The 18,530-nt window shown below is 31.9% G+C and carries 22 protein-coding genes; 3 read left to right on the plus strand and 19 right to left on the minus strand.

Features of this window, described 5'->3' with window-relative positions; all coding sequences use genetic code 11:
• Nucleotides 1–16 precede the first annotated feature (16 nt).
• From ACFWU4_RS09480 to ACFWU4_RS09530, 11 genes are all read right to left on the minus strand, one after another.
• A complete protein-coding gene (locus ACFWU4_RS09480) occupies nt 17–373 on the minus strand; it encodes a bleomycin resistance protein (protein ID WP_411127153.1) in 357 nt (118 codons plus the stop codon).
• 32 nt (nt 374–405) lie between these two features.
• Complete coding sequence (locus ACFWU4_RS09485) at nt 406–861, minus strand: GNAT family N-acetyltransferase (protein ID WP_411127155.1); 456 nt, start codon at nt 859–861, stop codon at nt 406–408.
• Between the two features lie 8 nt (nt 862–869).
• Entirely contained in the window at nt 870–1,250 is a 381-nt protein-coding gene (locus tag ACFWU4_RS09490; protein WP_411127157.1) for a hypothetical protein, read from the minus strand.
• 25 nt (nt 1,251–1,275) lie between these two features.
• Nucleotides 1,276–1,650, minus strand: a complete 375-nt coding sequence (locus ACFWU4_RS09495) for a DUF2200 domain-containing protein (RefSeq protein ID WP_411127159.1) — start codon at nt 1,648–1,650, stop codon at nt 1,276–1,278.
• A 117-nt stretch (nt 1,651–1,767) separates the two neighbouring features.
• The gene (locus ACFWU4_RS09500; RefSeq protein WP_411127160.1) at nt 1,768–3,021 is read right to left on the minus strand and encodes a M20 metallopeptidase family protein; all 1,254 of its coding nucleotides are present in this window, start codon (nt 3,019–3,021) and stop codon (nt 1,768–1,770) included.
• Nucleotides 3,022–3,187: 166 nt separating this feature from the next.
• On the minus strand, nt 3,188–3,715 hold the full coding sequence (locus tag ACFWU4_RS09505) for a RidA family protein (RefSeq protein WP_411127162.1): 528 nt from the start codon (nt 3,713–3,715) through the stop codon (nt 3,188–3,190).
• Nucleotides 3,716–3,728: 13 nt separating this feature from the next.
• Nucleotides 3,729–4,673 carry a hypothetical protein gene (locus ACFWU4_RS09510; protein WP_411127164.1) on the minus strand — a complete coding sequence of 315 codons (945 nt, stop codon included), beginning with the start codon at nt 4,671–4,673 and terminating at the stop codon, nt 3,729–3,731.
• Between the two features lie 155 nt (nt 4,674–4,828).
• Nucleotides 4,829–4,999, minus strand: coding sequence for a hypothetical protein (locus ACFWU4_RS09515; protein ID WP_411127166.1), 171 nt, complete (start codon nt 4,997–4,999; stop codon nt 4,829–4,831).
• Nucleotides 5,000–5,054: 55 nt separating this feature from the next.
• Nucleotides 5,055–5,468, minus strand: a complete 414-nt coding sequence (locus ACFWU4_RS09520; protein ID WP_411127168.1) for a hypothetical protein — start codon at nt 5,466–5,468, stop codon at nt 5,055–5,057.
• 122 nt (nt 5,469–5,590) lie between these two features.
• Nucleotides 5,591–6,907 carry a serine hydrolase domain-containing protein gene (locus tag ACFWU4_RS09525; protein WP_411127170.1) on the minus strand — a complete coding sequence of 439 codons (1,317 nt, stop codon included), beginning with the start codon at nt 6,905–6,907 and terminating at the stop codon, nt 5,591–5,593.
• 163 nt (nt 6,908–7,070) lie between these two features.
• The gene (locus ACFWU4_RS09530) at nt 7,071–7,814 is read right to left on the minus strand and encodes an SGNH/GDSL hydrolase family protein (protein WP_411127172.1); all 744 of its coding nucleotides are present in this window, start codon (nt 7,812–7,814) and stop codon (nt 7,071–7,073) included.
• 158 nt (nt 7,815–7,972) lie between these two features.
• Here ACFWU4_RS09530 and ACFWU4_RS09535 point away from each other — a divergent pair, with 158 nt between their 5' ends.
• Complete coding sequence (locus ACFWU4_RS09535; protein ID WP_411127174.1) at nt 7,973–8,116, plus strand: hypothetical protein; 144 nt, start codon at nt 7,973–7,975, stop codon at nt 8,114–8,116.
• 241 nt (nt 8,117–8,357) lie between these two features.
• Here the strand turns inward: ACFWU4_RS09535 and ACFWU4_RS09540 are convergent, their stop codons facing one another.
• From ACFWU4_RS09540 to ACFWU4_RS09560, 5 genes are all read right to left on the minus strand, one after another.
• Complete coding sequence (locus ACFWU4_RS09540) at nt 8,358–9,161, minus strand: hypothetical protein (RefSeq protein WP_411127176.1); 804 nt, start codon at nt 9,159–9,161, stop codon at nt 8,358–8,360.
• Nucleotides 9,162–9,554: 393 nt separating this feature from the next.
• A complete protein-coding gene (locus tag ACFWU4_RS09545; protein ID WP_411127177.1) occupies nt 9,555–10,451 on the minus strand; it encodes a hypothetical protein in 897 nt (298 codons plus the stop codon).
• Nucleotides 10,452–12,142: 1,691 nt separating this feature from the next.
• A complete protein-coding gene (locus tag ACFWU4_RS09550) occupies nt 12,143–12,895 on the minus strand; it encodes a hypothetical protein (RefSeq protein ID WP_411127179.1) in 753 nt (250 codons plus the stop codon).
• Nucleotides 12,896–13,138: 243 nt separating this feature from the next.
• Complete coding sequence (locus ACFWU4_RS09555) at nt 13,139–15,037, minus strand: tetratricopeptide repeat protein (protein ID WP_411127181.1); 1,899 nt, start codon at nt 15,035–15,037, stop codon at nt 13,139–13,141.
• Nucleotides 15,027–15,446 carry a hypothetical protein gene (locus tag ACFWU4_RS09560; protein ID WP_411127183.1) on the minus strand — a complete coding sequence of 140 codons (420 nt, stop codon included), beginning with the start codon at nt 15,444–15,446 and terminating at the stop codon, nt 15,027–15,029. Before ACFWU4_RS09560 ends, ACFWU4_RS09555 begins: the two co-directional genes overlap by 11 nt.
• A gap of 183 nt (nt 15,447–15,629) precedes the next feature.
• Between ACFWU4_RS09560 and ACFWU4_RS09565 the strand changes: the two genes are divergently transcribed.
• The gene (locus ACFWU4_RS09565) at nt 15,630–15,758 is read left to right on the plus strand and encodes a hypothetical protein (RefSeq protein ID WP_411127185.1); all 129 of its coding nucleotides are present in this window, start codon (nt 15,630–15,632) and stop codon (nt 15,756–15,758) included.
• A 99-nt stretch (nt 15,759–15,857) separates the two neighbouring features.
• Here ACFWU4_RS09565 and ACFWU4_RS09570 read toward each other — a convergent pair whose 3' ends face one another.
• Nucleotides 15,858–16,301, minus strand: coding sequence for a hypothetical protein (locus tag ACFWU4_RS09570; RefSeq protein WP_411127187.1), 444 nt, complete (start codon nt 16,299–16,301; stop codon nt 15,858–15,860).
• Nucleotides 16,302–16,452: 151 nt separating this feature from the next.
• Here ACFWU4_RS09570 and ACFWU4_RS09575 point away from each other — a divergent pair, with 151 nt between their 5' ends.
• Nucleotides 16,453–16,575 carry a hypothetical protein gene (locus ACFWU4_RS09575; protein ID WP_411127188.1) on the plus strand — a complete coding sequence of 41 codons (123 nt, stop codon included), beginning with the start codon at nt 16,453–16,455 and terminating at the stop codon, nt 16,573–16,575.
• A gap of 98 nt (nt 16,576–16,673) precedes the next feature.
• Here the strand turns inward: ACFWU4_RS09575 and ACFWU4_RS09580 are convergent, their stop codons facing one another.
• Nucleotides 16,674–17,399, minus strand: coding sequence for a DUF6090 family protein (locus ACFWU4_RS09580; protein WP_311388378.1), 726 nt, complete (start codon nt 17,397–17,399; stop codon nt 16,674–16,676).
• 162 nt (nt 17,400–17,561) lie between these two features.
• On the minus strand, nt 17,562–18,218 hold the full coding sequence (locus ACFWU4_RS09585; protein WP_411127190.1) for a hypothetical protein: 657 nt from the start codon (nt 18,216–18,218) through the stop codon (nt 17,562–17,564).
• Nucleotides 18,219–18,530 lie beyond the last annotated feature (312 nt).

Raw genomic sequence — 18,530 nt, forward strand, 5'->3', positions numbered from 1 at the left:
CACTGTTTCTATATTATTAACTACTTTGCCCAAAGGTTAAAAGATTAGTGTCAGGATCTAACACAGAAAATTCCTTTTGACCCCATGGTTTTGTTTGCAGTGGGCCATTGGGATGAATTTTCACTTTGTTATCTAAATATTCTTGGTACAGGCCCTCTATATTATCCGTTCTAATGTAAACTTGGCCATAATTCTCTTTTGGGTTTAAAGTTTTAAACTCAAAGAAATGCAGTTCAATTTCATCTTTCTTTAGCATTAAGTATTCATCATAGTCAGTACTTCCAAGTTCTGTAAAGCCTAGTTGTTCAATATAAAATGCTTTTGTAATATTCTTGTTGCGCATTGGTATTTTCGGATGTATAGCAGTAAGCATAATTTTAGGATTGGTTTTTGATGAATTACGTATTATTTAAAATGTATTTTCATTCCTTCGTGGCTAGCTGTAAACCCTAAATCCTCATAAAAATGAATGGCTTTAAGTCTCTTTTTATCTGTTGTAAGCTGAAGTAAATGTGCATTACGTTCTTTTGCTCTTCTAATAGCCCATTTAAACATTGTTTTTCCGACTCCTTTCCCTCTATGGTCTTTTTTAATTCTTACAGCTTCTATCTGTGCTCTTATTCCACCACGATAAGTGAGGTATTGTAAAAAAGATAATTGAAGCGTTCCTATGATTTCATATTGCTCACTTTCTACAACAATAAGTTCTTGATTAGGGTCTAAATTAATTTCTTTAAATGCATCAACATAAGATTGCGGTAATGGGTTTTGATAATTCTCTCTAATTTTGCCTAGTTCATCATCGGCTATCATTTCGACGATTTTAGATAGATCATTTTGCGTAGCTTTTCTAAACTTCATTTCAAGAATTAATTATTAAAACTGTTATTCTCTTTATTATTTATTTTCTGATAATCTATGCTTGCTTTAGATATACCTTTGTCATTTGGGTCTATATACAACTCATGTTCTTTTAGAAGTTTTACCTTTTTTAATTCTCCTTTTAAAAATGTAATTTCTCTTATAATTTTTCCGTTCTGTTGTATTCTTATAGAAAATTTAGTTTCGCCTATATTCTTAACTATAGCATAACAATCCTCACCGAAATAAGGATTTTTTGTGCCGTCTTGCCCAGGACCTTTACCAGTTAGTATCATACTTTGAGAGGGCTTTAGGGTGAACTTAGTTTGTGCAAAAACTTCTAAATTAGTAAAGAAAGTTAGGCAAATTGTTAAGATTAATAATCTCATTAAGATTTGATTTTTATCTTTTGTGTTATTTTTCTACACGCATTATTTTTTCCATTTTGCGACCCTTAGCTAGTTCGTCAACAAGTTTGTCTAGATATCTACATTGTCTATAAACTTTAAACTCGTCTGCGATGTCTTCTATTCTATAGCCACAAACAACACCTTTTATAAGGTGTGCGTTTGGATGTATGTTCGCATTATTAAAGAAGGTTTCAAACGTCACCCTTTCTTCAATAAGTGTTTCTAATTTAACTGCGTCAAACCCAGTTAACCATTCTATTACTTTATCTAGTTCTTCTTTGGTTCTTCCATTCTTCACTAACCTATTTAAATAATGTGGGTAAACAGATGCAAAAACCATTTTTGCAACTTTGTCATTTTTCTCTGCTGTGACTTTCAATATAAATTAATTTTAAAATAATAAATAGTAATGTCTAAGTTGGTAATTCTCTTTTATCTACATTAAAGATACATAAAAATGAGGTGTTGTAACACATGATATCTTCAAGATAAATCTCTATTTTAGAATTGTGTCAGTTTTATTTGTTCTTTCTAAAATCAAGGATGAAAATGATCTAACACCAATACTTATGCATTCTTCATCAACTTTAAAATTTGGTGCGTGATTCATCGCATTTATTCCTTTTTCAGAATTAGAACCGCCAAACAAAAAGTAAACACCAGGAGTATTTTGTTGAAAGTATATAAAGTCATCATTGAAATATGGTATTTGTCCATAATCATTTACAACAGCAGTATTGCCGTAAATCGTTTTGAGAATATTAACCGAACTTTTTGTGAGTTGGTTATCATTTAAAACTGTTGGATTTTCTTGAATAAATGATATGGATATAAATTGGTCTTTAAACTCTGATTTATTAATAACATCCTTGATTTTAGGTAGTATATACGGTAGCTTAGATTTATCTGTTTCATAAAGGTTCGCTCTAATTATAAGTTGATTCTTCTTTTCCTCAATTACACGATTTTCTTCTAAAAAAAGATAATCATTGAAAATAGTATTCGGATTTGTTAAGCCAACAATAGAATCAAATGCTTTTGGGATTTCCCAAGGATTTCCTCCATCTCTTTTGCGTAAAATTTCACTTTGGATTTTCTTGTATAGTATGTCTGAGTCTTCTTTTGAAAACGTCTCGTTAAATATAATCTCTATTCGCTTTTGATATGCGTATAACTCGTTTGGTTTAACCATGATCTGACCTAATGGTAAAGCAGTAACATGTAATGCATATATTTCATCAATATCTAAGTCCGAATAGATTCTATTGTCTACTATATTTTTTGCGCCAACAAAAGTCTCTTCCTCGGGTTGAAAGATGAAATATATTTTACCCTTAATGGATGCTTTTAGTTTAGATAATACTTCGGCTATTCCCAAACCTATAGCAACATGTACGTCGTGACCGCAACCATGCTGTATCCCTTTATTTTTTGATTTATATATAACATCATCGACAAAATCATTTGGTATAGCATCCATGTCTGCTCGCCAAGCTATATTTTTTCCTTCACTTTCTCCTTTTAAAATACCAATAACACCTTGGCCTGCGAAACCTGTCTTAACCTCTAATCCTAAATCTAATAAATATTTAGTAATGATTTTGGCTGTCCTTTTTTCATTGCCAGCCAATTCTGGGTATTTGTGTAAATCTCGTCTAATTTTAACCAGATTATCAAAGATTGCTTCGGTTTGATTGCTTATAACGGCATGAGCATTTTTTTCATCCTTGGGTTTACAGGATGCGAGCATACTACATATTGTTATAAGTATAATAAGGTGTTTGCTAAATTTCATAAGATTTTATTAGTCTGATCTTTTTGTCTCAATTATGATAATGAAATATATGTTAGTTACTTATTATAGTTGGTTTTACTATTTTTAATCTTGTACATTTCATTTCTAAATAAAGCGTCCATTATTCAGATTTATGCACTTCTAATTCAATTTCAATCAGTAATTCTGGTAATGCCAATTCTTTGACTCCGAGCCAAGAACCTGTTGGAAAATTTTTGGTATAAATTTCGGTACGGTAAGCTGCATTTTCAAGAAATAAGGGCATATTGGTGGTGAAAATATTTTCGACTATAACGTCATCGAAGGTACAATCAAAATGGTTTAAAATCTTTTCCAGATCTGCATAACAATTTTTCATTTGTTGTCCTAAATCACCAATTGCGGCAGGATTTCCTTCATTGTCCATACTTACAGCGCCAGAGATTTTAATAGTATTGCCAATTTTTACTGCATGCGAGTATCCAAATGCTTTTTCTAATTCTGGTCGAAGCAAAAAATATTCTGGCTCTTCAGAATCAGTAACCACCTCTTTTTCTGATTCTTTAGGCACTTCTTTTTTCTTTTGTACGCAGTTTTGAATTCCGAAAGTGAATGCAAAAAATATTACAATTAAGGATAGTTTGCTTGCTAATTTGGTTGTTTTTATCATTTCGTTGATTGTTTTATTGCTTATTTGTTATTTCCTTACCAATTCGGGAGTAATTTTCTTTTATGTTCTCTGGCATATTTCTCGCTCCTACGGAATTTGGAAAATCGAATCCACTTGGCCAAAAGTAGCCTAATATACCTATCACTTTCTCATCACTTTGTGCTAATTGATAATAGTTATTTGCAACTATATCCATTTCTAGTAGGTTTATATTACCAAAGTTGCCGTGAGCCCAATCTAAATAATGACTATCCATTACAATCATTATTTTTTGCGAAGGACTAGTTAATTTTGATTTTAAGGTTTGCCAGTTTTGTTGAAATTCAGAATCTTCATTTGGGTTTTTAATAAAATAACGGTCAAAACCTACCCAATCTATAAGTTCTGGTATTTGTAATTGATCTAAAGATGGGTATGCCTCAATAATCATTATCGGAACTGATGGGAAATCAGTTTTTAGTAATAATGTTACTTGGTTTAGTTCTGCGAAGGAAATTCCGTTCCAAGTAGGTTCCTCTCCAATGTAAAAAGCACCAATATAATTTGTGTTTAAAATAGCCTGGTTTGTATTTTTAAATGTGTTCCATCTTTCTTCATAATTGGGTCGCAAATCATAATTAGAACCAGAAGGACTATTAGAATCGATTACTTGAAAAAACAATTCACTTAAGTGTAAAATTGGTTTTAAATCTAATGCGCTAAAAGTTTCTGTGCGTTGGATTATATTATCAGTGGGATTAATAACGAGAATATCCGCCAGGTTACTGAAAGTATGAATCTCATCAGCATAATTGGTTTTTAGTTCTGAGTCTGTCGGGTCGTCCCAATGAGTATCAATAATCGTAAACCCGAAATATTTAATATGCGAATTTAAATTGTCAATTGAGTTTGAAACATCGTCCTTTTTACAAGAGAAAAAAACAAAACAAGTTAAAATACAAGATAGAATATTTTTCATTTCAACTAAATTAGACACATTATGTTTTGTGTAGATCATTGACCTGTACTAAGATAGCAAAAAGGAATTGCGCAGACGAAAATAGTTGTAAATTACTTGATACGCTTTTTAAACAGTGTATAGAATAAATTGTATGCTATGACAGTAGTAGTCATTTATTCTACTTTTAATGAAAAATTATCCACAAATAATTCGATATTTCCGGCAGTAGGATTTGCTGTGAAACCAATTTGTACGCGTTCGTAAATAGTAGGTTCTTGTAATGTAAAATCTATATCTTCATTTAGAAAAACCGCTCTAAAAACATCCGCATTTGGCATATTCATACCTGTTTGGTTAATATAGTGGTTGGTTAATGAAGCACAACGGGTTTGTGTATGGTTATTTTATTCCGATTGCGCCATCTCTGATTTCATTACGCCATTTTTTACCGTACTTATTATCCAAATAAGTAAAAATGGTTTGGTTATATTCTTCTTCGTTTTCATCTTCTCCCATTCTAATACAACCTTGACTAAAGAATTCGACCGAATATTTCTTTTGAAAAGCAATATCTATTTCATTGTCGAAATCAGGCATTCCACCAAAGCCACCAGGAAATAAAATCCGGATATTATCTTCCTTAATAGCTTTTTTGGCACCTTCAATATTAAAATCAGATTTAAGCTCAACTTTTACCGTATGAGTAAAAATCGGTTTTTTTAATTCGGTAGAATCTTTTTCCGATTGCGCATTAATTCCGCAAGTCATAAGACTGCAAAATATTACCAAATATGTATTCTTCAGTTTTTTCATAATTATAGACAAACGGTCTCGGCTATGCGTAGTTGCGAGGGTTAGCACTTAAATTTGATAATACACACCAAACTGAAAATCCGCGAGAACAAGCAATTACTTATAGCCATTGTTGTAGTGCGTCATTTTTTTATTCCTTTTAGTTTTACACCTTTCCAACCCATTAAAACATTGAAACTACCACTTTTATTGTCAACAAATTCAAAAGATTCGGGTTCTTTAGGGGCGTCAAAAAAAGTATTTTCCGATTCAGCTTTTAAGGTGGCAATTTGCTCTCCATCTTGATACACAATTAGATTCTTGTTTTCTACTTTAAAGGTCAGTTCCAAATTACCCATATCAGCGAAAGAATAAGTGCCAATATATTTGTTTAATATTTCATTAGATAATTCGATAGATTGTCTATTCAATTCTTTAGGCACTTCATAAGGTTTATTCTCTAAAATTTTCGCAAAGTCCTCTACGGTTTTCTGAAAAGGAACCTCCTCGTAATTTGCCAAAAAAATGAAATTATAATTATGTTCAAGATTTGTATAAATTTCTACTCTTATTCCGTCTGAACCACCACTTTTTTCAATGACATCAGATTTATTTTGTAGTAACGATGCATAAGGTTCATTTTTTATATGGTTCAAAAACTTATTTAAGTCAGAAGCAGTTGAAAATATTCTTGCAGTCTTCAGTTCATCTGATAATATATTATTTACTTGAACAATAACGCTATCATCCTTTTCGTGATTCTTTGCTAAATTTTTGAGATTTTTTTCTTTTAGGTAAAAATGAGCTCCTGAATTTTTCATTCCCAAAGGTTGGAATACTTCGTCTGCCAAACATTGGGCAAAAGTTTTGTTAGTTACTTCTTCAATGACAAAATAAACAAGTTCATAAGCCACATTAGAATATTGTTTTTCTGTTCCTGGTTCGAAAAGTAGTTTTTGCTTTTTGGTGTACTCGATTATCTGTTCTGAAGACAAGTTGATTTCATCTTCTTTAACACGCTCTAAACTTCTTGGAAGTCCTGATGTGTGGTTGAGTAACATTTCTATGGTTATTTTGTTACCGTTTGGAAAGTCTGGAATATACTTTTTGATGGATTCACTTTTTTCAATTTTTTCCTCAATCTCAAATTTTTCAATCAAGTAATGAGCCATTAACTTGGAAACAGAATGAATATCAAATTGACTTTCAGTTGTTACATACGTAGTTCTACTTTTATCCTGATTTAAATTAAATACCTTGTTAATGATTATAGTGTCATTTTTAGAAGCAAACACAACTCCATTGAATTTCCCAATTTTATTAAGTGCTGAGAAGTACTCATCTACTTTTTTATTCAGTTTTTCGGTTTGATTTGATGAATTAACTTCTGTTTTTTTACCCTCATTTTTGCAAGACATTAGAAGAATTGGTAGAAGAAGTATGGTTAAAATTTGTCTCATTATTTTGATTGGTTCTAATGCACTACAACGGTCTAGTGTATGATTTCGTTCCGTGCCTAAGCACTAAAGTTAGGCAAATAAATCACAGATAGAAAGTCCGCGAGGACTTTCGTAAGTAGACTATAACTAGCAATGAATTATACACATTGTTAGGCACAGTTTTTTATAAATTTTGAATCACATTAAGACAAAAGGTAATATTTAAAGAATTTTCCCTAAAAAGCATAACTTCCTTTCCATCGGAATCTGTTATAAAAAACCTGTCAGGTAGATTTTTAGGTAGCTCTCTTGAAAAAATGTTAACAAAGGCACAAGCTGTTAAAAATGCTCCTAAATCTGTTGGATGACTGCCATCTGGTAAATACAATTGTATATCTGGTCTTAATGTTTTAGCCAATTTCCAGGCTTCTCCAACCATTACAAGTCCGCAATCATTTTCTTTTGATGCTTCTTGATACGATTCTGTTATTGTTTCTTGAAATTGTGGGATTTTTTTTGGTGGCCAAGGTACATATAAGTAAGGTTTAGCACCAGAAGCTTTAACTAGTTCAGATAACTTTTTAGAGTATTTGAGAAATTCTTTCTTTTTCTTAACAGCTTCACTACTTGACCCTTGTAAAACAACAATATCGTATTTCCCACTACTTATTGCTTCTTTTGATTTTAGTCCTTTATTACCATACCAATGGTCGCTTAATTTAGCTCCACCAGCAGTACTTTTAGAGGTTATTAATTTAATTTTAGTACTGTCTGAAATCAGAGATACAAGATGAGGCATATTAGAATAGTATGTGTAGCTGTTACCTATAAATAGCACACTCAATGTATCTTTTTTAACTTGGGCTATACATTCACTAGCTATTCCAAAAAAGAAAATTGTAATAAATAAGTACCTAATAAATTTCATCTCTGTTTTCAAATTGTGCCTAACGTCCACTGTGTATGGCGTAGTGAGGCGCGCCTCACGTAGAGCCATTGTTGCGCCTCATTCGCTATACACTTTGTTGTGTGTAGTTTTGTGAGGAGTTCTCGTAGACTTGACTAAATATACATAAAATTGGTGAGGTGCGACAAACAGTGGACGTTGGTATGAAATTAGTAGAAGGGCAGCGTTTGCAAAACGCGATTCTACGTGCCGCAGGCAATTACATACCAACGGTCTTGTATATGGCTCGTAGCGTGCAAATTAGAAAATTATTTTCGGATTAAAGACAAGCCAGATTTTTAAATTTTATTATTTTTCTTTTTTATTGGAAATCGTCAAATTTAAAAATTTGGCGACTTTCCAAATATGCCTTAACTTCGTTTAAGCAACTAGTTAGCTATGAGCTATATACGGTGTTGTAATGCGTTTGTTTCTTTTTAATTGCTATTGCTTTTATTTGTCAAATAAAAATTGTGTTCTCCTTTTTATAGCCTTATGAAAAGTTCATTTGGTATTATTACTCCATTAATTAAAAATAGTTTGAAAAAAGGCAAAGCGATTTGGAATGTTTGTAGTAATCCAAGTTTCAACATTTGAAGGTAATCGGCCAGGATTCTTAATCATTGTGTATGCAAATAAAGCACTCTCTGCCAAATCTTCTTTATCTGAATTATCTCTAGCATATTCTGTAATAAAAGTATCGTCAGTTTGTTGCGCTTGTAACCATTCACTATTTAGTAAATAATCCGCATCTAGAGTAGCGTGTACACTTTCGTGAAAAACAGTCTCTTCAAGGTCATTGTTACTAATTCTTAAGTCTATATTAATTGAATATATCACAAAAAAGTTACTCTCGGATTCTGCAAATGCACCAGCATCCCCATTATGTAACACAACGTGAGAAAGTTCATTTCTCATAAAATCTGGTAGCTTACCAAGTCGTCCCGTTAGTTTATTTGCATACTCTTGTGCAACAACTTCACTATCAAAAGAACTGTGCGCCCATATTTCTATTTGCTCACCGTTTGAAAAATTAACCTCAAAAATATAAGTGCCTGTGTCAAATAGTTCATCAGTTCTACTATCTGGCATTTCCTTATCCTCTTGTCCTATGAATTGAATATTCATAAAAGCATCTGAATCATCGTCTCTTATAAAATCAATATTTGTAGAAACAATTGAATTTACAAATAAAGGATTTACAGATTGATTTCCATCATCATCTGAGATTTCATTATCATTAGGATTAGTATTAGAATTTTCATCGGAACAAGACAAAGTCAATAAAATTCCAATTGAAAGGGCTACTAAAAGATTTGTTTTTTTCATAATTTCTATTTTTATCAAAATGCATTACAACGTCCACTGTGTATGGCGTAGTGAGGCGCGCCTCACGTAGAGCCATTGTTGCGCCTCATTCGCTATACACTTTGTTGTGTGTAGTTTTGTGAGGAGTTCTCGTAGACTTGACTAAATATACATAAAATTGGTGAGGTGCGACAAACAGTGGACGTTGGTATGAAATTAGTAGAAGGGCAGCGTTTGCAAAACGCGATTCTACGTGCCGCAGGCAATTACATACCAACGGTCTAGTGTATGATTTCGTTGCGTGTTTAAGCCTTAAAGTTAGCAAACAAATCACGGATAGAAAATTCCAACGGAATTTTCGTAAGTAAGCCCTAACTAGCAATGAATTATACACATTGTTGTAGCCAGTTATTTTTAATATCCGTAATATATTCTTTTTAAGCTGTCAATATTCCTTTTTAATTCCATTGGTGCTAATCCTATAGAAACACGTCTTTCATCAAGTTTTTCATATTCTTTTATGCTTTCCTCTCCAACATTGTCATAAATTCCATAAATATATTTTTCCTGCTCTGGAACTCTCCTTTGATAACTATCAACAAAATTGCCTAAACTTTGTGGTGGTGCTTGTCCTTTTTTTATTAGTTCTTTTAACTTGGTAGTCCAATAATCATAATCGTCAAAGTGAAATAATAAAATTCCAGGGTCAACAGGTTGGTTGTCTATTTTATAACCACCAATAACTCTTTCATCTGGATAACCATACTTTTCAATTATCCTTTTAAGTTCAGGCTCATTTATTGCATCTATACTGTCGGACTTTTGTTGGTCATATTCGCCTCTTTGCCTGTACATTTGGTCAATTCTTTTCATTTCTGCAATCTTCTCTCTTAAATCTAAATTTATAGAGTTTAAATATTCTTTATGCAAATTTTCATAGTCTTTCTCTAGTTGAGTCCATTCTTTTAAACCCACTAAATTTTGAAACGCTTCGTTATTTGCCAATTGGTCTATTTCATATCCATTTAATATCAGTAGTCTAATTAGTTGAAGAGCTTTTTCTTTTTTTCCAATTCGAGCAGAAGATTCCGCATATTTTAGCATTTCGTAAATTCCTCTTTGATTTAGAATTTCACAGCTTTTTTCAGCTTCAGACATTTGTTCAAAGACTTTTTGATAATCTTCTTTGTAATATGCTTCCTCTGCTAAATATACTTTTTGATAATAATTTTCAATGTAATTACATTCTTTTGATTCTTGACAAGAAATCAAAATGACTGCTAGTATTGAAGTAATAATAATTTTTCTCACTAGTCTTGGTTTTAATTGGCTACAACGTGTTCGTGTATGGTTAGTTGCGTAAAAGTACACGATTTATTTTCCGCAATACAATATAGTGTATTGTAAGAAAAGATCGTCGTCTTAACCACCAGCAGCAATGAACTATACACGTTGTTGCCATTTCGTTGTTTTTTAGTTCCAATTTCGATTTTATTATTTAGTTTTTCGAGTGAATTCGGTTATCGCTTAATCTACAAACGATTTCAATTGAGTCATAAATTGTGCAATTTGTTAAATTTCGTTTGACTGCTGTTTAGCGTGATGTGATTCCAAATTTTAGATATGATAAACTCGAAATCTATGGTGAATCGGGATTTAACAAAAATATTTTGCTTTAATAAACAGTAACCGAAGGAAAACAGAAAATAAAATAAAAGCGAACCTAAGTTCGCTTTTAAACCATATTAGCCAACACAAATGGTACCACCTTCATTCGCACAGCTTTGAAAGCATTGTTCACAATTACCAGCATATCCTTGTCTATTACTAGCTAGGCACCTACAATATACTCTGCCATCTGAATGATGAGTTAGCACTTGGCCTCCAAATGTGTTTTTTTGTTCAGATTTATTTAAGACTGAACCAAGGTTTGAAATTTTTTTCAACATAATAGTAAATTTTTAAAGATTAATACTATCCTTATGTTCAATAAAAACAAAAATGTTACCCTAAAAATATAATTAAATAGTATTAAATTTTGGCGATGTTTTTAGTTTCATTTCATATAATGATTTTCCAAGCAAGCTAAAAAAAGATGCAATTGTGTTCGAAATTTTAGTGAAATTTATTAGATGTTTTTAAATTTCTATTTTTTCCGCTCAGAGTGCGTTCCACAATGAATGGCAACGTGTTCGTGTGATGATTAGTTGCGGGAAAAGACGCGAGTCATTTTCCGCTGAACTAAAGGTACTTAATAAGATTGAATTTCTGAGAGGAAATTCAGTCGCAATTAATTATACACGGTGTTGCAAGTAGTAGTTTTTCGTTTTTACTGTTTTAAAACTCAAAAAAAAATCGCGAAAAACAAACCGGCTAAAAATTCCGATTAGTATTTGATTCAGCGTATGAGTGAGAAATTCCGCAACGAGTTAAATTCCGTCTGAGTGGAATTCCGCGTATGAGTGATCAATTCCGCACGTTGCTCAGTTCAGCATATGAGTGATCAATTCCGCGTTAGAGTGATCAATTCCGCGTATGAGTATTCAATTCCGTAATTGGCTAAATTCAGATTTTGAGTAAGAAGTTCCGCGTGTTGCTTTATGAGTTTTGGTTACTTGTGATTCGAGCCTGAGTGAGATTCCGCTATTACTTGCAACGTCCACTGTGTATGGCGTAGTGAGGCGCGCCTCACGTAGAGCCATTGTTGCGCCTCATTCGCTATACACTTTGTTGTGTGTAGTTTTGTGAGGAGTTCTCGTAGACTTGACTAAATATACATAAAATTGGTGAGGTGCGACAAACAGTGGACGTTGGTATGAAATTAGTAGAAGGGCAGCGTTTGCAAAACGCGATTCTACATGCCGCAGGCAATTACATACCAACGTGTTTGTGTATGATTTCGTTGCGTGTTTGAGCAACTAAATTAGCAAATACAAACCGAATAGAAAATCCGCGAGGATTTTCGCAAGTAGGCGAGGACTAGCAATGAATTATACACAGTGTTAGCCTTTCGTTTTTTTTCTTGTCAATTCTTCATTTATATATTCAATTAATTCATTGCTCATTTTCAATAATTTGTTATTGTCATCTAACAACCCATTATTAATAGCAATACTCCAAGCTGAACATTGCTTTAGTATTCTATATGTAGGGGAATCGTTATTACTAAAGAAAATTTTTGCATAAGGAAAAGGATTTTTGTCACCTTTCCAATACCAAAAGTCCGTGAAGTTAGGTCCATAATAGATAGCTCTAAATTCTTTTCTGGATTCTTTAGTTTGATAGATACGTCCTTCTAAAAATTGATAATATGCTATGATTTTATCAACTAATATTTCACTAGACAAATTGTAAACTCTACCTGAATTTAGCATCTCTTCATAAGTTGTTTTTCTTGGGTTTAAATCAATAAAGGTTGCTCCAGGAAATCTCAATGCTTGCTTTATATCATCATCCGATAAGCTTTTTTTATAAATAATCTCTTTAAGATTAATTAATCGTTCACCTAGATTTGAATAGTAATTTATATTTTCATTATAGCTTTCATTATCACTTTTTAAATCTTGAATGAGTTTTTGTAATGTTGCGGTTTCTTCTGAATTAATTCTCTGTTCATTCTTCCAATCATTTATCGCTAAAGCCAATAGTATGCCAATAATAACAAGTGTTATTTCTCCAATAGCATAAAGAAAATATTTACTGAACTTATTTTCAGTCAACATTTTTTGTCTAATTTTCCTAAAGAATTTGATCATTGGTTAGCGGTTTCTGATAATGAAGCACAACGTCTCTGTATAAAGCTCGTAGCGTGCAAATTAGAAAATTATTTTCGGATTTAGCACAAGCCAGATTTTTAAATTTTACTATTTATCTTTTTTCTTGGAAATCGTCAAATTTAAAAATTTGGCGACTTTCCAAAAACGCATTAAGTTGTATTAATTAACTAATTAGCTATGAGCTATATACGTTGTTTCCAGTAGTTATTTATTATAATGTATTTAATACCAATCTAAATGTTGGGAATATGTTTTACATTTCGGGCAATAAGTTTCTTTCCATTGTTTTTTACATTGAAAACATTTTCCTCTGGTCAGAAAAGTATCCCATTGATGACCACAAGTGCATTGCCAATTCATTTTTCCATCAGGAACCCAAGAACATTCAGGACAACTTATACTAGTATTTTCATAGTTATATTCAGTTTTTGAGATTAAGTTTTCAATATCTACATCCCAGTCTAAAAGCACCATGCAGACTATTTGTAATAATTCACGATTTTTTGCTGTTTGTACAAAAGGTAGTATGTCTTTTACAACTTCAGTTGCAAGTTTAATTGATAAATTTTTATTAATCTTATTCTGTTGATAGAATGAGCTCATTTTAAATTTTGTCGTGCATAATCTTGGTATAAATCTAGTTGGATTATTATTAGCTAAATCTTTGAATATTTCCAATGCTCGATATAAATTTTTCTCGGCATTCTCATTGTCATTTTGAAGTTTTTGCAACCATCCTAAATTATTTAAAACCAAACCTACTTCTGGAAGGTATTTTTCTGAATTGTAATTAGCTAACTCTTCATATATCTTTAATGATTCTATATAATAGTTTTTTGATTTTTCTACTTTAGTATCTGAGTATAAGCGACCTAAATTAAGTAAGGTTTCTCCTTCTGTTTGTAGATATTTTCGAGGATTAATAATCGCCAATTCTTTTCTTATTTCTAATGCCTCTGAGAAAAAAAAATCAGCTTTTTCAAAATCATTTAATTCATCATATAACAATGCGAAGTTATTTAATATCATAGATAGGCTAGGCAAATATTCCTTTGGTTTAGCTTTTGCTAGTTTTCTATGTAAACCTAATGCTTCATTATATAATTCTTGAGCTTTATCGAAAAGCTCTTTTTTATGGTAAGTATTTGCACAATTGAATAATGCTCCACTGAGATAGTATAAATATTGTTCAGGATTAATTTTAGATAAATTTTTATATATCTCTAGTGCTTCGTTATAATATACTTGTGCTTTATCATAATTGTGTTTGGAACTATAAGTACTTGCTAAATTATTTAAAGTTTTCGCAAGATTAGGTAAATAAATTTCTTCGTTTTTTTCAACTAAGCTTCTATCTATTATTAAAGCTTTCCTTTGAAATTTTAAAGCATCTTCAGGTTTATTTTGGTCATTTAATAAAAGTGCATAATTATTTAATGTAATTGATCGTTCTTCATCAGACTCTACAGTATTAAAAGATTTATTATAATATTTTTGAGCTAAACCATAATTATGTATTTGAGCATAATGATTTGCAGCTTCAATAGTATTTTTCCATTGTGGATAAGTACTTACAGCAAATTCATAGCACTCGTCTAATAATCTACCCCATTCATCATTTTCCTTTAATAAATCAGCTCTAAGTAACCAAGATTCAGATTGCTTTTCTTTTTCTTTCTCTAATTTTTTGATTTCTTTTATTAGCTCATTTCTATTTAATATTTCTAGAGCTTCTTCTTTATTTCCACTAGTTAACAGTTGTAGTGCTTTTGGATATAATTCTTTGGAATTTCTAAAATCATTTCCGTTATTTTCTATAAATGTTTTTGCAAATCTAAGTTTACTTTCTTCTAGTTGTTTTTCTTTTTCTGATAGAGTTGTTTTTAAAAGTATGATCTCATTTTCTTTTAAATTAACTATCGTTTTTTTGTCTTTAATTATATTTTCTTTATCAGCAATTCTCTTTTTTAAACTATCTATTTCATTTCTTTCATTTCTTATCAGTCTATCTACTAGCGTACCAAGTTTTTCTTCAACTTCATTGCCATCTTGGAATATAATCTGTATTACTTTATTGAAGTTTCCATTTATGTCTCCAATTTTGTTTTTTTTATAGTCCATTCTGGTTTATTTGATTATTATCACCAGTAATATCTCCAACTTTGTTCTTCTTGATTGATAAAATATGATTTCCTAGTTTTCCCTTTCTCTCAAGGTAATCTAAGACTAAACAAATTATTGCTATCAACCCTAAAACAATTGTTGTTGTATTATCTAATTCTTTGAATCCCGCTTCAACATCAAAATTTTTTGATTTGTGTGTTGCTTTAAAGTATATATTGGATAATAATGGAAAAATAACAATGTAAAACCCTTTAATATATCTACGATTAGGGTTATTGAAAATTACTATTAAGAAAATAAGTATTGCACTAATAATTGAAATAATAAAATCATTAGTTAGTATTCCTGTTATAATTCCACCTATGACTGCTGACACAACAGCTATTATAATCCAGTTTATTTTCATAACAATTTATATTTATTGACCAAGATAGTTTCTGATAATTACTGGCAACGTCCACTGTGTATGGCGTAGTGAGGCGCGCCTCACGTAGAGCCATTGTTGCGCCTCATTCGCTATACACTTTGTTGTGTGTAGTTTTGTGAGGAGTTCTCGTAGACTTGACTAAATATACATAAAATTGGTGAGGTGCGACAAACAGTGGACGTTGGTATGAAATTAGTAGAAGGGCAGCGTTTGCAAAACGCGATTCTACGTGCCGCAGGCAATTACATACCAACGTGTTTGTGTATGGCTCGTTGCGTTGGCAAGAACTAAGTTAGCAAAAAGAAACCGAACCAATAGGAAAATCCGCAGGATTTTCCGAGTACACACAAACCAAGCAATTGGTTATACACGTTGTTAGCAAATCGGTTTTTAATTCAACCATAATTCAGTTAATTTGAGAAATTCACTTAATTCGTAAGCAACAAATATTGTTGAAATAGATAATTCCGTTTTATAAGATTCCAGTTTTCTAAAAGTTAGGGCATAACATACAATCGGAATTAACATAGATAATTTTAATTCATTCGCGTAAGGATAATACATTGCTTTGAAGAAAAACGAGATAAAAGCAAATAAACCTATTATAAGACTCAGCCATTTTTTTTTAATTCCACAATACACAGAGTATACTAAACTTAAAATTCCGAAAGATAAGAATGAAGTATTCGCTAAAATGTCATTCTCAAAAAAGGAAATTCCAAAACTGAGAATTAATCCGATTAATATTCCTTTTAAAATACTCGGTTTAGTTTTCTTAAACAGAAGAGCTCCAATGATGATTCCAAATAATATTATGATTTTTCCGTAAGTCATTTCAACTGTTTGCTAACGTCCACTGTGTATGGCGTAGTGAGGCGCGCCTCACGTAGAGCCATTGTTGCGCCTCATTCGCTATACACTTTGTTGTGTGTAGTTTTGTGAGGAGTTCTCGTAGACTTGACTAAATATACATAAAATTGGTGAGGTGCGACAAACAGTGGACGTTGGTATGAAATTAGTAGAAGGGCAGCGTTTGCAAAACGCGATTCTACGTGCCGCAGGCAATTACATACCAACGGTCTCGGCTATGAGTAGTTGCGTGGTTTAGCACTAAACTTTACAAGTACACACCAAGTTGGAAATTCCGCAGGAATTTCCAAAGTAAGCGGAAACAAGCAATTACTTATAGCCATTGTTGTGCTTTCGTTATTTTTTAATTTTAAGCTCACTATCTATTAATTCAATTAACTTCTTTGACGAATCATGTAAATCCATCAAACTGTTTAAAGTTGGTATCCTTGTATCTAGATTTATTTTCAACAAAACCAAGAATTCGCTATCTCTACTCAAGGCTTCATAACTATTTGGAATAGCATAATTTCGATAGCTGAAGTCCTTAAAATTAGCTTGTATATATGGGAACCACATATTTGTTAAGCTATTTCGGTCATAAACTTGTTGCTGTTCAAATCTCTTCTTAAGCTTTTCGTAATAGAAAATAAGCTCAGTTTCCAATTCTTTATTTTTCAAGTTACCCAATCCAATTTCTTTAATTTTTTCATATCCAGTTACAGTAATTGATATACCATTAAGCGTATTGCATTTACCAATTTTGTAATTGTGAGTAGAATCTAATAATGCTTTATTTTCAAGAATTTCTATTAATTCTTCTTGAATTTTTATTTCGTTTTCAGCTCTATCGATAATTTTTGGTGTTTCGAGATTATCCGTTCTCAAATTTTCTCGAATTTCTATTAAGGATTGCTCGATAGATTTTCTCTTTTTATTGTTTTCATTCCAATTATTAATCTGAAGTGCAATCAAGATTCCTAAAACGACAAGAATAATTTCTCCAATTGCATAAATCAGATATTTACTGAATTTATTTTCAGTCAGCATTTTTTGTCTAATTTTTCTAAAGAATTTTATCATTGGTTAGCGGTTTCTGATAATGAAGCACAACGGTCTAGTGTATGATTTCGTTGCGTGGTTTAAGCACTAAAGTTAGCAAATAAATCACAGATAGAAAGTCCGCGAGGACTTTCGTAAGTAGGCTGTAACCAGCAATGAATTATACACATTGTTGTGCGTTCGTTATTTATTTCCGGTCATTAATTTCGCAATTTCAGTTGCATTATTAATTTCCATTTCTTTTAAAATTTTACTTATTCGTTTTTCAAATACTATTTGGCTTTTCCGACTTGTTTTAATTTCAGAGACAAGCTCTTGTTCTGAGAACTTATGTTTTTCCGATATATCTTTAAAGTCTTCTAAATTGTAATCAGTATAATCCGATATTGCAATGTAATTGTCAGTTCTTTTGTAGAAAATCCAAGGATGTCCAATCCATAATTGAGTCCATTTATTCAATTCTCCATTTCCAATTTCTTCCCAATTCTGAATGTCAGATATATCTCCGCAACAAGTTGGTTCGAGTATTATTTTTTCATTTACCAAAACTACAATTCCGCCAACTATTTGTCCAACGTATTCTCTGAAGTCAGACAAATCAACGTCCTTAATTTCTTTTTCAACAATAGTCTTTAATTCAGGTTCTCCAATTTTATTTATGTCAACCAAATATGAGCCAAGTTCAATCGGTTGTAAGTTTTGTAAATTACTATCAGAAATACATTTGTACCAGAAATCGCTCCAAGCTTTTGGGTTTTCAGCTTTTGAAACAGAAGGTGATTCATATTCGTTTTTGGCATAATCCCAAGGTTCAATTTCGATTGTATTTAATAATTTCATTATGATTTCAAGGGTCTGTTTTAATGACGCACAACGTCCACTGTGTATGGCGTAGTGAGGCGCGCCTCACGTAGAGCCATTGTTGCGCCTCATTCGCTATACACTTTGTTGTGTGTAGTTTTGTGAGGAGTTCTCGTAGACTTGACTAAATATACATAAAATTGGTGAGGTGCGACAAACAGTGGACGTTGGTATGAAATTAGTAGAAGGGCAGCGTTTGCAAAACGCGATTCTACGTGCCGCAGGCAATTACATACCAACGAGTTTGTGTATGGTTTCGTTGCGTGTTTCTGCAACTAAATTAGCAAATAC

The organism is Winogradskyella sp. PE311 (genome assembly GCF_046545555.1).
In the GTDB taxonomy this organism is placed as follows: domain Bacteria; phylum Bacteroidota; class Bacteroidia; order Flavobacteriales; family Flavobacteriaceae; genus Winogradskyella.

What these genes read in the sequence shown, in the direction of transcription:
- ACFWU4_RS09510 (WP_411127164.1), bottom strand. Translation starts at nt 4,673, where the DNA reads ATGAAAAATATTCTATCTTGTATTTTAACTTGTTTTGTTTTTTTCTCT.
- ACFWU4_RS09530 (WP_411127172.1), bottom strand. Translation starts at nt 7,814, where the DNA reads ATGAAATTTATTAGGTACTTATTTATTACAATTTTCTTTTTTGGAATA.
- ACFWU4_RS09505 (WP_411127162.1), bottom strand. Translation starts at nt 3,715, where the DNA reads ATGATAAAAACAACCAAATTAGCAAGCAAACTATCCTTAATTGTAATA.
- ACFWU4_RS09480 (WP_411127153.1), bottom strand. Translation starts at nt 373, where the DNA reads ATGCTTACTGCTATACATCCGAAAATACCAATGCGCAACAAGAATATT.
- ACFWU4_RS09555 (WP_411127181.1), bottom strand. Translation starts at nt 15,037, where the DNA reads ATGGACTATAAAAAAAACAAAATTGGAGACATAAATGGAAACTTCAAT.
- ACFWU4_RS09580 (WP_311388378.1), bottom strand. Translation starts at nt 17,399, where the DNA reads ATGATAAAATTCTTTAGAAAAATTAGACAAAAAATGCTGACTGAAAAT.
- ACFWU4_RS09520 (WP_411127168.1), bottom strand. Translation starts at nt 5,468, where the DNA reads ATGAAAAAACTGAAGAATACATATTTGGTAATATTTTGCAGTCTTATG.
- ACFWU4_RS09525 (WP_411127170.1), bottom strand. Translation starts at nt 6,907, where the DNA reads ATGAGACAAATTTTAACCATACTTCTTCTACCAATTCTTCTAATGTCT.
- ACFWU4_RS09515 (WP_411127166.1), bottom strand. Translation starts at nt 4,999, where the DNA reads ATGAATATGCCAAATGCGGATGTTTTTAGAGCGGTTTTTCTAAATGAA.
- ACFWU4_RS09585 (WP_411127190.1), bottom strand. Translation starts at nt 18,218, where the DNA reads ATGAAATTATTAAATACAATCGAAATTGAACCTTGGGATTATGCCAAA.
- ACFWU4_RS09550 (WP_411127179.1), bottom strand. Translation starts at nt 12,895, where the DNA reads ATGATCAAATTCTTTAGGAAAATTAGACAAAAAATGTTGACTGAAAAT.
- ACFWU4_RS09570 (WP_411127187.1), bottom strand. Translation starts at nt 16,301, where the DNA reads ATGACTTACGGAAAAATCATAATATTATTTGGAATCATCATTGGAGCT.
- ACFWU4_RS09560 (WP_411127183.1), bottom strand. Translation starts at nt 15,446, where the DNA reads ATGAAAATAAACTGGATTATAATAGCTGTTGTGTCAGCAGTCATAGGT.
- ACFWU4_RS09500 (WP_411127160.1), bottom strand. Translation starts at nt 3,021, where the DNA reads ATGCTCGCATCCTGTAAACCCAAGGATGAAAAAAATGCTCATGCCGTT.
- ACFWU4_RS09490 (WP_411127157.1), bottom strand. Translation starts at nt 1,250, where the DNA reads ATGAGATTATTAATCTTAACAATTTGCCTAACTTTCTTTACTAATTTA.
- ACFWU4_RS09540 (WP_411127176.1), bottom strand. Translation starts at nt 9,161, where the DNA reads ATGAAAAAAACAAATCTTTTAGTAGCCCTTTCAATTGGAATTTTATTG.
- ACFWU4_RS09485 (WP_411127155.1), bottom strand. Translation starts at nt 861, where the DNA reads ATGAAGTTTAGAAAAGCTACGCAAAATGATCTATCTAAAATCGTCGAA.